11 protein-coding genes are annotated in these 15339 nt (G+C 37.9%); 2 read left to right on the forward strand and 9 right to left on the reverse strand.

Going from position 1 to position 15339, the window contains the following annotated elements; genetic code table 11:
• Positions 1–174: 174 nt before the first annotated feature.
• A complete protein-coding gene (locus tag V6R21_RS24045; RefSeq protein ID WP_334246074.1) occupies positions 175–1824 on the reverse strand; it encodes a leucine-rich repeat domain-containing protein in 1650 nt (549 codons plus the stop codon).
• 260 nt (positions 1825–2084) lie between these two features.
• Here V6R21_RS24045 and V6R21_RS24050 point away from each other — a divergent pair, with 260 nt between their 5' ends.
• Positions 2085–2354, forward strand: a complete 270-nt coding sequence (locus tag V6R21_RS24050) for a hypothetical protein (protein ID WP_334246075.1) — start codon at positions 2085–2087, stop codon at positions 2352–2354.
• Between the two features lie 104 nt (positions 2355–2458).
• Here the strand turns inward: V6R21_RS24050 and V6R21_RS24055 are convergent, their stop codons facing one another.
• From V6R21_RS24055 to V6R21_RS24065, 3 genes are all read right to left on the reverse strand, one after another.
• Positions 2459–4126, reverse strand: a complete 1668-nt coding sequence (locus V6R21_RS24055; protein ID WP_334246076.1) for a leucine-rich repeat domain-containing protein — start codon at positions 4124–4126, stop codon at positions 2459–2461.
• A 141-nt stretch (positions 4127–4267) separates the two neighbouring features.
• Positions 4268–4741 carry a GNAT family N-acetyltransferase gene (locus V6R21_RS24060; protein ID WP_334246077.1) on the reverse strand — a complete coding sequence of 158 codons (474 nt, stop codon included), beginning with the start codon at positions 4739–4741 and terminating at the stop codon, positions 4268–4270.
• 21 nt (positions 4742–4762) lie between these two features.
• Positions 4763–5968, reverse strand: a complete 1206-nt coding sequence (locus V6R21_RS24065) for an Nramp family divalent metal transporter (RefSeq protein ID WP_334246078.1) — start codon at positions 5966–5968, stop codon at positions 4763–4765.
• Between the two features lie 232 nt (positions 5969–6200).
• On the opposite strand from V6R21_RS24065, the gene V6R21_RS24070 reads away from it, so the two are divergent.
• Positions 6201–6935 carry a hypothetical protein gene (locus V6R21_RS24070; RefSeq protein ID WP_334246079.1) on the forward strand — a complete coding sequence of 245 codons (735 nt, stop codon included), beginning with the start codon at positions 6201–6203 and terminating at the stop codon, positions 6933–6935.
• A gap of 65 nt (positions 6936–7000) precedes the next feature.
• Here V6R21_RS24070 and V6R21_RS24075 read toward each other — a convergent pair whose 3' ends face one another.
• The 5 genes from V6R21_RS24075 to V6R21_RS24095 all read right to left on the reverse strand — a co-directional run bounded on the left by V6R21_RS24075 (position 7001) and on the right by V6R21_RS24095 (position 15243).
• Positions 7001–7813, reverse strand: coding sequence for a hypothetical protein (locus V6R21_RS24075; protein ID WP_334246080.1), 813 nt, complete (start codon positions 7811–7813; stop codon positions 7001–7003).
• A 78-nt stretch (positions 7814–7891) separates the two neighbouring features.
• Positions 7892–8932: a hypothetical protein gene (locus V6R21_RS24080; RefSeq protein ID WP_334246081.1), complete on the reverse strand. Its 1041-nt coding sequence runs from the start codon at positions 8930–8932 to the stop codon at positions 7892–7894.
• A gap of 430 nt (positions 8933–9362) precedes the next feature.
• Positions 9363–10601 (reverse strand): hypothetical protein, encoded by a 1239-nt coding sequence (locus V6R21_RS24085; protein ID WP_334246082.1) that lies wholly within the window; start codon positions 10599–10601, stop codon positions 9363–9365.
• 85 nt (positions 10602–10686) lie between these two features.
• Positions 10687–13458 carry a TonB-dependent receptor gene (locus V6R21_RS24090; RefSeq protein WP_334246083.1) on the reverse strand — a complete coding sequence of 924 codons (2772 nt, stop codon included), beginning with the start codon at positions 13456–13458 and terminating at the stop codon, positions 10687–10689.
• A 585-nt stretch (positions 13459–14043) separates the two neighbouring features.
• Positions 14044–15243 (reverse strand): hypothetical protein, encoded by a 1200-nt coding sequence (locus V6R21_RS24095; protein WP_334246084.1) that lies wholly within the window; start codon positions 15241–15243, stop codon positions 14044–14046.
• Positions 15244–15339: the final 96 nt, after the last annotated feature.

Raw genomic sequence — 15339 nt, forward strand, 5'->3', positions numbered from 1 at the left:
TGTTTTTTTATTCTGAACCCTGATCTTAAAGATTGAAAGGATCAAAAGATTTTTATTCTACCAGCCGTTTACTCCTGTAATCGCTCGTAGTGGCTCACTTCAGTCAGCAGAACGCTCACAACCTGACAGGACAAAACATCTGTAACGTCCTGTTGAAGTAATTGCTTTGGTATTCTAATTCAGGATCAGCTCAACCTTGTCAAGCTTTTCACGGATTTCACTTACCTCCTCAGGTGATAGTGATGTATCAATCAGGTAAACTTGCTCCAGTTTTTTCAACTCTCGGATTTCATCCGGAAAGCTATGAACCTTTGTCCCATTCAATGCCAATACCTTCAGGTTTTTCATATTTGCTATTTCAACAGGTATTTCTGCAATCGTATTGTTACTTAAGTCTAGCACTTCAAGCTTTGTCAATTGAGTTAAGGTGATAGGAAACTGAGAAAACTTATTTTCTGCCAATCCGATTACTCTTAATGACCTTAACCTTCCAAAATCATTTGGCAAACTTTCCAATTGATTAAATGGCAGATATATTTCTTCCAGTTTTGTCAGTTCACAGATTTCATTTGGAAGCTCACTAAGCTTATTCTTCTCCAGATCTAAGAATTTCAATTGTTTCAGTTGAGCTATACGTGGAGATAAAGTTTCTAATTCTCTATCATTTAATATTAGTCTTTGACAATTCACATCTTTTATAACTACCTCTTCTACAGAATTATACACTCTAGAGGTAGTTTTCAAATAACTCAATGGTTTTGAAGAAGGAGCACGACCTTGTGTACCTAATGCTGTAATGTAAACTCCATTTAGCATATTCCCTTCAGGCACATGCTCCAACTTTTCATCTTTTGGACAGTCTTCTATGCAAAAAGTAATAGGTAAAACACAACGACCAACCAATTCAAGTTCTTTAATTAGATAAGGAGGAATAGTCCCAATAACACGAATAACTTCTTTTTCGAACACCCCTTTTATATCATTTATAACCTGAATATTCGAAATGCTATATTGATCTTCACTAATATCAAAAACTGCATAAAGCATTCCCTCAATTTCCGTTCTTAATGCTATTTGGGGATACTTGATATTCTTTCCGACATAACGATAAAATTCTTTTGGCTTTTCAGTATGCGCTTGATCATTTTGGGTAATGGTCATTATTTCCAATCTGAAGACTTGTGAGGTAGGCATGTTATTTTGAGATGCCGGTTGCCAATCTTTCAGTGACAATAAAGAAGGCTTTACTATCTGCTCCCCTAATATTGCCTTTTGCAAACGATTCTCAGGTAATATGATATCCTCAATATTTCCTTCAGAATTTGCCGTAAAAAAGACAGACATACTGAACGGGGTTTGCACATCCTTATATGCTTCAGCATTCACAATAAGGTTTCCCAATTCCTTATAAAAAGATTGCCAATTGTCTTTATAAAGTGCTGAATTCTCGATGACATTCACATTATCAGGTACCGACACTACCGAATCCTGTGGAACTGGAAAGCGACTTAAATCCAAAAACCCAAGGTTTACATACTTTCTATCTAACAATATAGTAAAGCTATTTTGTGGTGGTATTTGCAGTTCACTGGTCAAATATCCTATATGAGAAATCTTCAACTTTTCAAGTTCATTTACATCAAGCTGAAAATACCCCTTATAATTGCTGTACACCACACTGTTCATACCTTCTGCAGTAATCGCCGCATTGCTGACAGATGCTTTGGTTTGGCTATCTAAAACCTTAACTGTAATCAGCCTTGATTGAGCACTTGAAAAAAATGGCAGCAGTAATAGAAAAAATAAAATGATTCTAGTCTTCATCTTAAAAATGGAGTTAATTGAATTAGTGCCTTCACTTTAAAAAACCTTATTCGATCAAAAAAGCAGAGACAAAAATAACAACATTTAGAATGTTATCTTAAAAAATTTCGAGTCCTTCGGTTCTTCGAAGGTTATAGTATTAACAGCAGTTTTACAATTTGAGATTATCTTGAAAACACAATATAGATTTAAATATGCGGTCGAACTTTTTAATTGATCATATTGATTTCAAGGGAGGTATACTATCAAATAATAAGATTATGCTTAGTCTTGAAAAAGATTTACATAGTCAGTTATTTGAATTAACAGAAGATATATTGCAAGTATATTACAACTCTGATAATCAAGATTATTGTATTGATATAGGATGGTATCCAGAAAATTTTGAGATAACTGATAATAGTTATTTTAGAGTTCGGATCATTAGAAATGAAGATTGGGAGAAGTTAATTTATGATGAATACGCAAAAAGTATTTCAGGATTAAAAGACCTTATTCAAGATGCTATAAAAATCTGCACCAACAGTTAGCTTTTTCTAGTACACAGTATTGTACGCTTCACATCAGTAAGTATCTCACAACCTGACAGGACGAAACATCTGTAACGTCCTGTTGAAGTAATTGCTTTGGTATTCTAATTCAGGATCAGTTCAACCTTATCAAGTTTTTCACGAATTTCACTTACCTCCTCAGGGGATAATGCTGTATCAATCAAGTAAACTTGCTCCAGTTTTTTCAACTCTCGGATTTCATCCGGGAAGCTCCGAACCTTTGTACCATTCAATGCCAATATTTTAAGGTTTTTCATCTCGGAAATAGTGGTCGGAATAATAGAAATCGGATTATTACTCAAGTCCATAACCTCTAATTTTTTTAGCTGTGTAAGAACCATTGGAAATTCTGAGAACTTGTTATCAGCAAGTCCAAGTACCTTTAAGGATTTGAGCTGATCAAAATCATGAGGTAATTCCCTTACCTGATTGAATGGTACGTACAATTCTACCAATTCTTTTAACTGGGTAATTTCATTGGGAAGTTCAATCAGTTTATTTTTTTCCAAATCCAAGAACTGTAACTCTGTCAACTCTGCAATTTTTGGAGATAAGGATGATAAATTTTTATTGATCAGCGAAAGCTTTTGTACATTTTGATCCGTGATTGCTTCCTCTAAGGAATAGTAAGTTTTTTGCCGAACCGGCATCACAGGGGAGGAACTAATTGGAGCAGATGAAACACCCATTGCCCTCACTACTAATTCCTGAAATTCTTGTTTCTGGGAATTCTTAGGACTGCTGCTTCTCAAAGTTCCGTTGTTGTTTCCTATCTCAAACCCTATTGGGATCAAATATCGTCCTCCTTGTTCTAGTGATTCGATCACATTTTTTGGTACTGAGTTAAGTAGCCTTCTTGCTTCACCTTCAAAGCTACCCCCATTCCCAAAAGCTTTAAGCGGTTCAATATTTGAAATTGAAGTTAGGTCATCACTCACATCAAAAGCTACATATATTTTACCTCCTTGTCTTAACCTTCTTGCCGATGAAGGGTATCTTAGATTTTTGCCTATATAATTTATAAAATCGTGACTTGTCACACTTAAATACGACGAGGTACTAAAGGCATTTGAAATTTTTAATCTGAAAACCTGTGTTGTAGGTATCTTGTTCTGCTCAGCTGGCTTCCATTGTCCCAATCCTCTCAAAGAAGTTACGACTAGTTTTTCAAAATTAACTACTTCTTCTGCCTTGATCAAGTGCTGTACCTCCCCATCAACTACCGTAATGTCTTCAGGCAATCCCTCTGCATTAATCGTAAAGAGCACTGTCAACTCAAAAAGTTTTTGCATTTCTTGATACTCCGGCTTGCTTACTAAATAACTCCCAAGGTCTCGATAAAACGTGGGCCAATCATCTTTATAGAGAGCTGAGTTTTCAGGAATATACAAGCTGTCAGGCAAAATTGTGGAAATATCTGCCGTTAGTGGAAATTGATTCAAATCTAGCACACCTAAGTCTGTAAACTTTTGCTCCAATAAGACGGTAAAGTTATTTTGCTCTGGTACTCCAAACTCGCTGGTCAAGTAGCCTAAATGAGAAATAGTCAATATTTCCGTTCCTTTTACACTCACCTGAAAATAACCCTTATAATTACTGAACAACTGTTGTTCCGTATCCGCTAAAGTGACAGATGCGTTTCTGACTGGCTCTTTGGTTTGACGATCCAGTAAGCGTACCGTGATTGTTCTTAATTGAGCATTTACAAGTAGGGGTAATAAAATAAACAGTACACTAATAACTTTTTTCATTCTAATTAATAAGTTGAAATAATTGAATTGATAACCCGATCTGACACTAAGAATTTCTAATCATTGAAAGTGATAATTTAAATGTCCCTGCAAAAATAGCAACTCACTTAAAATAAAAAACCATCTACTTTATATAACATTCTAGCTCATTAAACTAAACTCCATCAGAGGCAAATATCTCCCACTAATAGAGCTTGCTAATTTCCCTACTGTTTTAAAACCACAATGGATATAAAAGGACTCAGCATGCGGGTCTGCATCAAGGGTCAATACATTAAAACCCTGCTCTTTTACTCTACAGATACAGTCTTCCAATAATACTTTTCCATACCCCTTCCCCATATACTCAGGCAATACAAACAGGTTATCCAACTTAATCTTATCAGTATTTTCAGCTTTAAGCAATGCATAATACCCAACCAGCTTATTGTCTATCATAAGTTTATACACCTGATTGGCGACAATATAGGACATCGTAATGGTCAGTTCCTCTTCCCATTTCTCCATCTGCTCTGGACTATATCCCCAAAAAGCTTTAGACCTTTTAGTAACTTCTGTCAAGATTTTATGATCAGAAGGTAGCGCTACCATCAGTTGCTCGTTGAGTGATTCCATGGGATATCTATATGAATTAACTTATCCTATTACCATCCAAATACTTTTAGCTCCTAATGCAGCAATCAGTAATACCATCACAGCGCTTATCAGTGTCATCACAGGTTTGTTTTTGTACTTACCTAACACAGTATCTTTACTGCATAACCACACTAACACACAACCAATCACTGGCAACAACATCCCATTAGCCACTTGTGCAAAACGAATAACATCAATTGGTTTAAACCCTACTGAGGCAAATACAACACCCAATACCAAAATCACCACCCAAGTACCCCTGAACTTCCATGATGACATACTGGAATCCCAGCCAAAACATCCTGTGGTTACATAAGCCGCCGCTAAAGGAGCTGTTATGGCTGAGGTTATACCTGCAGCAAACAGTCCTATTGAGATCATATACTTGGCAAATACTCCATATACAGGCGCTAATCCTTTTCCTAAATCTACCGCGTTTGCAAGTGTGGTTCCTTGCAATGACGAAGCTGAGATAACAATAGCCAATGATACCAAGCCCCCCAATGCTATGGATAAGCTAGTATCCCACTTAGCTTCCTTTAAGTCACTTGGTTTACTCCATTTTGACTTAGACAATGAGGTATGTAAGAACAGGTTATAAGGTACGATGGTAGTCCCGATTACTCCTAATACGATGATCAACCCATTTTCGGGAATGGTAGGAAGAAACATACCCTTCAACAGCTCAGAAATGTTTGGTCGGGTCAATATGGCTGTCAGTATAAAGGAAAGACTCATCAATCCTACAAGGGCTACCAGACTCCTTTCCAGCACTTTGTATTTACCTAACCACAAAACACTAAAAGCTAAAGTTCCTATGACTACAGGCGTAAAGTTAAAACTCCCAGACTGCAAGCTAAAAAAGGTGTCTAACCCCAGTGCTCCTCCAGCAATATTTCCAGCCTCATAAGCCCCATTACCGATCACAATAGAACATAAAACGATTAGCAGTGTAAACAACCTGACAATAGGGTGCTGGATCTCTCTTTTAATCAGTGCAGTAAGGTCAAGACGGGTAATAATTCCTAAACGGGATGCCATCTCTTGAAAAAGGATTGTAACAACTGTAGATAAAATAACAGCCCACAATAACTGAAACCCATAACCTGCACCAGCCAACGTACACACAGTTACTGTTCCTGGTCCAATAAAGGCAGCAGCAACCAATACTCCCGGTCCTCCCAGTCTAAAAGATCGTTTGTTCATAGTTAGTAGAATAGTTTATATAAAAGCAGCAATTAAAATGCAGTATATGAAAAATAAATATTAGTAACACTTCACCAAAAACGATTATTTCGATCATACAAAAAACAACTTCACTTTCATAAGTTACTCGTTGATTGAAATTTCCACTTTGTGTTGAAAAATAAAATCATAATATTGTGAATTAGAATTTCACCTTTTTTGATAAAGATTTTTTATACCAACTCCACACAAAATGATAATTTTTGGACATAATAATTTTCTCATTAAAGCTTTTACACCCGAAGAAGTTAGACTACCTGTACAAGAAGGAGACCAGCAGGTTTCTTTTGAAGTTCGACAACGTTATGCACATATCTTCTGGATTCCATTTTTCCCAATCGGTAAGCTGTGGTGTATCAGAGTTCCAGGCAGCAAAGACCTCTATCAGATGCCTGAAGAGGTAAAAGCAGCTATCCTGCAAAACTATCAGGGTGAGATCAAAACACCTTGGTACTCTTATTCCCTTATTTTGATCGCCATGGCAGTTGGCCTATTCATGTACCTTGGTGAATTACAAAAAAAGCAAGAGCGGGAAGATGCATTCTATAACAGAGTAGAAGAAAAGAAAATGTTGATCGACTATCCAACTACAGGGGATTACTATGTATTTCAACGCTATGAAGACCCTGATAGATGGGAAAGTGATAAGTTTGTACTAAAAGTGAATCAGTACGATGAAAGTACTACTTCTTTTATCTCACTCTACCCTTACCTATATCAGAAAATGTCTTCCAACGACAGCTATGATTTTTATAAAGCATTTGATGCTGTCGAGACACAAGCTTTCAATGAAATGAACATCAGCAGAGACGCCATAAAAGCTGCAATAGAACAAGAGTATAGAGAGACATTCAAACCCGTAAAGATTCCTCCGTTAGAAGGGTATTATAAATTGGAATTGATCAAAAGGCGAGAACTTGACAAATAGTATACAAAAAACGCTTCTGAAGATTAAAATTACTTCAGAAGCGTTTTTCGGTTAAGATCAACAACCTAGATTCCTATTTTCGGGACAGTCAGATTGTTTGAAAAAACAAAATGTTTTCGGCAGGTTTCCAGAATCCCTTCTTTAATATTATGCTTAAAGTCTGATTCCAGTACCCTCCCAATAGAACGGTTACCAAAAGACGAATGTGTTTGAATCTCATCACTGCTAGTAGCAGTCACTACAAATCTCAACAAAGCCTTTTCTTCTTCCATATCATAAAAGGTCACCATGCCAGCAAATGTACCACCATTGAACTGACTGCTACCTGTTACTGAAGGTTTTTCCAAATACATCAAGTCAATTACGAAGGCATATTGTACCTCCATAAGTTCACTTAGCTTTTCCTCTTTAACAGACAGGCAATCCATATCCAATACACTATCATAACAACTACGCAGGTCTTTTGCAGGATCAAAAACCAATTTGCTGATATACTCGTCTTTTGATCTGATTATAAAAACCGCCTTGGCTTTCGGCAAGTCCTTTAAATGATCATCCTTGTCATTTTTTCCATATATGGATATTTTATGACCAAGATTGAGAGGCTCTAGCAGGATATCACTTTTATAGTAGTTTGAATCTATAGCTACAGCTCCAAAATCTGTGTTTTCATCCTCTAAATAATTTAGTTTTTGGATAAGTCTCGTCAGTTTAGCTTTATGTTCTGTATAAAACAACTGCTTACTTTGTGATACTTCCGCTTTCAGAGTTTCGTACTCCTGTTGCTGTTTCTTAAAATCTTCAGCTTTGTATTCTTTTCTATTGGAACAAGCAGAAAGCACTAATAGTAGTAGTAAAAAAGTAGAGATATTCTTCATTGTCAATTGATTAATAGATAAAAAATTTTATTTCAATATAGTAATATCTCTACGTATAACAAGAGCTTTGTTCCAAGCTTACAAGGTATTGATAAGGTTAGTCAATTCGTCTTTTGACATAAGCTTCAGTTTCATTTTTTCATTATGTCCCTTTTCCACCTCCAATTTTTTATGATAGGCATACCCTCTCGAAGTATAAGCTATTAAATGCACTTTCTCCCCAACAGGGATTCCCGAAAATATGTCCGCTCTCTTTCCACCTTTTCCTAGATATAAATACCTCATCACTGAATTTATATTTTCAAAAAATAAAACAAACATCACATGCTGTCTCTCTGTCATATCAAAGCTTACACTAATATTTGTTTTCGGTCTAGTATCCTCATAAAATCTGTCACAATTGATCCAACCAAACTTTGATAGGTCTAAATAATAATATCCATTTATCCCGTCAGTAACTCTATATGCATCAGTTTCTATAACCTGTTCAGAAAGTGTATCGGGATCCAATACATTCACTTCTGCCTTCAATGCATAGTATAAAGGATTATCTTTGGTTATCCTTTCAAAAATCGCCTTATCAGGTGTTACACTATCACTTTCTATCTGCATATCAATTGCATGAACCCAATTGACTTGTCCACTTATTGCTGTATCCCCAAAGAACAAATCCATTGATTCTTTTGCTTTGGATGGAATATTGACCAATAAAGAATTTCCTTCCTTAACTTTTAGCTGTTTTCCATCAGACAGCATATTGATCAGGTAAGCACCATCAGACACCAACAGTCTGCCTTCTGAAACAGTAGGAGCATTTTCATAAAACATATCCTGCTTGGTAAGCAGCTCCTTAATTTGAACTTCAATTGTTTCTCCCAATGGCGAACCATCCACTGTTTCAAGCTTCTCTGGCTCCACTTTTATTTTCAATCCCATTTTACCAATTACAACAGAGGGTTGAGTTACCGGCACTGTATATTCCTGAAGAAGCACCCTGTTTACTTCTTGTAGACTGTCTACATATGGGGTAAGATTTTCAACATTGACAGTAGTATCTTTCACTTCGCTTACACCACAAGCAACCATTAAAAACAAAAGGAATGTGATTATGAATCTCATTTTCATATAACTTTATATTTAAAAAATATGACACTTATTATGAGTATAACAAGTAGTTCTCTACACGTTACAGGTTCCCATTTATAAAAGGCAAATTCAATTAATAAAAGAAGCACACCTATCCGTAAAAAATAAAAAGCCCGATCTCCCAAAGGGAAACCGGGCTAGGGTACTTATGGATTAGGACTCAGGTAATGAGTTGCACAAATATAACACGTTACCCACGAAATAGCTTTAATTTGATCATTAACAATGATTGAAGCTTAAGCGCTTGCATTTAATAATTCCTTAACTTTAAAAGCATACTTCCGCAGCACTCTATTCTTTAAAAATAAAAGCCCGCAGCTTCCAATGGAAGTGCGGGCTTGGGGTACATATATGGATTAGGACTCAGGTATATATGTAACTATTTGGATTTTAATCCTATATCTTATTCGTCTCCTTTAAATTTGAAAACTGTAGATGCACTTACTGCTTTGAATGTATCAATAGTCAGGTCACCATCAATCACGTTTTCAAGTGTTACGTCATGTTGTACGTCTAGTGCAGTTTCAAAATTCATCACGTAAAGGTTCTTCACGTTTGCTTTTGTACCTTCTCTGAATTTTACACCTGACTTACCTTCTGCATTTCTACCGATCAGCGTGATGTTTTCCAATGTAGGGTTAGAGAATGGCTCAAGAGCATTGTTGTTGCTGTTGTTGTCAGCCTCGATTCCTCTATCACCAGCGTCAGCAGACTGTACACCAATCCAGTTTGTACCTTTTCCAGACCAACCGTAAGTCCAGTCGAAAGAGTCATCACCAGAACCAGTTGAAATCATGTAGTTTGCTTCTACCATACCTCCGAAGAACTCAAATCCATCATCCGCTCCTTTGAATGCTTGTACATATTCAACTACAGTTCCGTTACCAACACCGTTGAATGTGATACCGTTATGCTCTTTTTCAGATGAAATGATGTTACCCGTAAACTCTACTCTTACATATTTCAATGTACCAGAGTTGTCTGCAACATTGCTACCACCATATGTAGTACCTGAAACCTCAGCTTGTGCTGTTTCACCTACGTTGATTGGAGCTCTACCATTCAGGATCAGACCACCCCAAGCACCAGTTTCCTGCTTAGTGGAAGTGAATACGATTGGGTTTGCAGCAGTACCTTCTGCCATGATCTTAGCATCTTGCTCAAACAGGATATAACCTACTGCCTGTTGTGCTGCTTCAGTATTCTCTGAATCTGGATCTCTTTCATCTACGATGATAGCTCCCTCTCCAATTGTCAAGGTAGTACCAGCTTTGAAGTGTACAGCACCTTCAAGTACCCAAACTTCACCTGCGTTGATAGTTACACTTTCTGAGTAAGTGCCATTCAATACACGATTGTTATCCTTTGCATCCTGAATGTCCGCTGCATCTACAGTAGTCCCTGCATAGCTTTCAGCGACAGCCCAGCCTTCTGCCCAAGCAGGAAGGTTATCACCATTCAGTTCACCAACACCTGTAGCGTTATCTTCACCTGTAAGGCCAGCCCATTTCACTCCTGCCTCTTCTACCAGATTTGACTCAACGTCTGGTGTTACTGTTCTATCATCTTCTCTGTCACTACATGAAGTGAATGAAGTTGCTGCGATAGCTGCTACGATTGCTAATTTGAATGTCTTTTTCATGATGTCTGTTTGATTTTCTTGATTGAAAGTTCAGTTCTTTTAGGTGGGGGAGCTAAGCCACTCCCCCTTTTGGTATTTTTTATTCTTAGAAAGTGTAAGAGATTGATACACCTCCATTGATTCCGTATTGGTAAGCATTCACTACTTTCACTTCTCCATCCGTAAACTCTTGCTCACGTGTCACTTCAGGATTCAGGATATTTTTCACTGAGAAGTCTACGCTTAATCTATCCTTGATCTTGTTTTTCCAGATAAAGTTCAGCGTGCCATATGAACGCTCGTAGATATCGCCAGCACCTTGCACACCTGCTGCAAAGATTCTGTCACCGAAGATGCTATAGGTCAATGCGAAGTTTGAGAATACATTGCCATCCATCAGATCAGCTTCATAACCAAGGTCAGCATTGATTAGGAATGGTGAAGCACCTTGCATTTCCCTTGTTGTATTGGTCATGGTAGTAGTTGTACCACTCAAGTCAATTTCTGAGTACATATAAGTTGCGTTGATACCCACTTTTGTTCTTGTCAATACCTCACGGTTACTTTGGAACAGGTTACTTAACCTCTTGTTGAATTCTACTTCCACCCCAGCTACAGTTGCACTACCTACGTTTTCGAATGTGTACAGCTGTGATGAAGATGCGATTGCAATTCTCTCAATCGGGTCCTGAATCTGCTTACCGAATACCCCTACTGAGATCAGCTCTCCACGGTTCGGGAAGATTTCGTATTTCAGGTCCACATTGTAGTTCTCACTGTTGATCAGCGCTGGGTTACCGATTACCGATGCACCACCTGCTGCTTCTTGGTATTCGAATGGGCTAAGCTCTCTCATTCCTGGACGAGTGATTGTCTTACTTGCTGCAAAACGTACATTTGAAGCATCGTTGATTGAGTATTTAGCACTTAGTGAAGGCAAGATCTCAGTTGAGTTATAAGTCTCATTTCTGTATGGATCATTCAAGCCATCCTCACGTGTTCTATAGTTTACGCTCTGCTCACCGATTTCTGCACGAACACCTGCATTCACTTTCAGTTTGCTTGGGATTACTTCGTAACCGTATCCTACAAATGCTGCATGTACATCCTGTCTTGCATCAAAGTAAGTATCTGCAATGTTGTATGGCTCGTAAACAAGGCTTCCTGCTGATAGGTAGCTATTAAGGTCTTCATTTGGCTGCAGTACGTTAATACCATCTGCGTTACCACTTGCCCTTCTGATGTTGATTTGGTCATAGTTGAACTCACGCTCTTTGATATTACCTTGGTAACCTAGTTTCAGCGTGCTTCTATATGACTCAGTATCACCATTGTATTCTCCTAAGCCCAATTCCGCTTCAAGGTTTGCCGCATATGCATTCTCATCCATTTCACTCCAGAATCTGTGGTTGTCTGCAACCGACTCATCTGTGTAAAGGCGACCGTCACCCCAGTTGATCTCATTATATGACTTACCTTGTCCCATATCAAAGATCAATTGCTTTCTGTCTGGCTCAAGTGCTGTTGTTCTTGCGTAAGAAACACCCCAGTTTACTTTCAGCTTGTCATTTTCCATAAAGCTGTGGTCACCTAACAATTGGTGCACTTGAAGCTTGTTCTGAGTATAAGTATTTCTGAATGAGTAAAGGTTTTCATACTCAGCGTTGTTACCGAAGTATTCGTCCAATCTGTTCTGAGACTCATTCACATAGATATTGTTGAAGTTGAATGAGTGTCTGTTGTTGATCTTGTAATAGAAGTTCAACAAACCTGATGTTGTCGTATTGTATCTGAATGACGTTGCGTCGTAGTTAACTCTTGCACGACCTTGCGCCTGATAGTTTCTATAAACACCGTCTCTGTATTCGTAGTCGTTGTCATATGCTACCGAAGCGATAAAGCCAAATCCACCTTCTTCTCCTACATCAAAGTAGTTACCACCAGATACATTGAAATTTTGGTTCAGTGGTGCATTCTTAGTCTTCGAATCCCATGAAGTCGACATTACATCCTGTCCTTCTGTATTCGCCTTCACTACTGTAGACTGCTTTCTGCCATATCCCGAGAACCCTGCATACTCATTATCTCCGTCAGAGTAATGTCTGAAGTAAAGTCCTGTTGCCAATGAATTCATACCAGCACCTACTCCAATCTTAAAGAAAGGCTCTTCAGAATAATCTTTTGTCATAATGTTCACTGTCGCACCAGCAAAATCACCGTAAAGATTTGGTGAGAATGTCTTATTTACATTCAGGTTTTTCACCAAGTCTGAAGGGAAAATTGAAAGGTCAATCATCTTCTTATCCGGGTTGGTTGCCGGCACTGGAAGACCATTCAACAGTGCATTGTTATATCTATCTCCTAGACCTCTAACAAAGAGTCCTTTTGATCCTACTTTTGAAATACCAGTTACTTTCGTCATCGCACCTTCCACATTTGAAATACCTTTTGCTGACATTTCCTGTGCTCCAATGCTCTGAATCATTACATCTGCATTCTGACGTTCTACCATCAGGGCTTCTGCAGCTTCTTTGTTGGCTTTACCAACAACTTCCACTTCCATTAGCTCCTGTGCGTCTATTGACAAAAGCACTTGTATGTTTGTGGTTTGTCCTTCAGTAACTGTAATTGATTTTGCAAATTTCTGATAACCAACATAGCTACTTACTAACTCATAAGTTCCTGGTGTTGCACTAAACTCAAATTCGCCAAACACATTTGTGTTAGCTCCAGTAGTGGTTCCACCCAGCATTACGCTGGCACCAATAATTTCCTCACCTGTTTCTGCATCCTTAACAGTACCTTTTACGATACCCTTCTGCGCCATCGCAGTAAGAGAAAATAATAAGCTTGTAACTAATAGTAATACCCGTGTCATGTTTTTTTGTTCCTAGTCCTAATTGTTGATGTCACAAAAGTATAAGGCTAATATGACTAGGAATTGTCCAATCAATTAATGAATAATGAACATAATCACGATGTTGTTAATAACATGTTGACGCATTAAGTGTACAAATACACTTAATAATTACTTTAGTATAATCACTATGTCATAAATAAGAATATTATATGGTTATTATGTATTTTCACAATACAAATGAACTATTGTTGATGTAACATTTGATTAACATATGTAACTTTAAATAAAGCTTAAGGAAACATTAGAGAGGCTTTTTTAACCTTAAAATGACAGAAAATAAGCAATAGAATGACTGAAAAGACGAGAGAAAGCAGAGGAATAAGTCTTGGATTAAAACAAATCCACAGAATGTAACAGGTACAAGTGACTGAAATCTATTCACAACAAAAAATGGGCAAGTGAAAGGTAGCCTTTCTACTTGCCCATTTTACAATTAAACATAAATCAGTGGTGATGCTAACTTACACTCAGCAGATAAAAAAAACGGACTGATACATTATGTACCAGTCCGCCATATATTAAAGACTATATAGTCTGTAATAATTATCTAGTCCAACCAGCAGCCCATTCGAATGATGAAAGGCTTGTTGACAAAGTAACATTTGCGTCTACAGAAATTTTAGCAGCATTGTCAGCAGCTTTAGTTTCGTATGGCTCTGCATCCAATTTAGACTGCTCTACTTCTTCAGCTGAGTAACCATCTTCTTCGCTAAGGATTGTACCTTTGTACTTCAAATCATTAGTTTGACCTTCAGCTTTAATGTTCGTCAGGATGATCTCACCGTTAGCAAGGTTATCAAGTGTTTCGTTGTGCTCGATTTCGATAGCATCTTTGAAGTTCTTGATATAAACATTGTTGATGTTTGCTTTAGTACCTTCTCTCAGTTTCATACCGTCAGACTCAGAACCTTCGTTTGCAATCAGAACGATGTTCTCAAGAGTTGGGTTAGAGTATGGAGAAGCAGCTCTGTCTTTGCTGTTGTTATCAGCCTCGATGCCTCTATCACCAGCACCTTCCATTTGCTGAGCAAACCAGTTTGAACCTTTACCAGCCCAACCGTAAGTCCAGTCGAAGCAGTCGTCACCAGAACCGATAGATACAAGGTAGTTAGCCTCTACAGTACCACCGAAGAACTCGAATCCATCATCAGAACCCATGTAAGACTCCAAGTGGTGAACTTCAGTACCTCTACCTACACCGTTAAAAGTGAAGCCATTGTGCTCTTTCTCATCGTTGATTTGGTTACCACCAAACTCAACTCTTACATATTTAATAACACCTGAGTTATCATCAGCATCAGAACCACCGTACATTACGTCACCTACTTCTGCAGTAGCCTCAGTACCTCTGTTGATTGGCGCATAACCATTAATGATAATACCACCCCAAGAACCTCTTTCTTCTTTATCAGAAGTAAATACGATTGGTGCATCAGCAGTACCTTCTGCCATAATTTTAGCACCTCTTTCGATCAAAAGGTAAGCTACAGATTCGTCTAGGTCATTTTTAACTACTACACCTGGCTCGATAGTCAGAGTAGCACCAGCTTTTACGTGTACACCACCAGCGATAATGATTTCGTCGCCAGCTTTCAATGTCATATCCTCTGAAATAGATCCATTCAGAACTACGCTTTGTGGCTGTGGTGTTACATCACCGTCTTCGTCTTCGTTATCACAAGATGAGAATGAAACAGCAGCCAACATTGCTGCAGCAGTCATGAATCTGTTAAAGTTTTTCATGTCAGTTTTTGATTTGATTTTAGATAGAGAATTGTATTTCCTTAAGATTTGAATGCAATTTAGTAAGTGGTTAGCACAATCAAGTTAAGCTAATGT

It is taken from the genome of Limibacter armeniacum, from assembly GCF_036880985.1.
In the GTDB taxonomy this organism is placed as follows: Bacteria; Bacteroidota; Bacteroidia; order Cytophagales; family Flammeovirgaceae; genus Limibacter; species Limibacter armeniacum.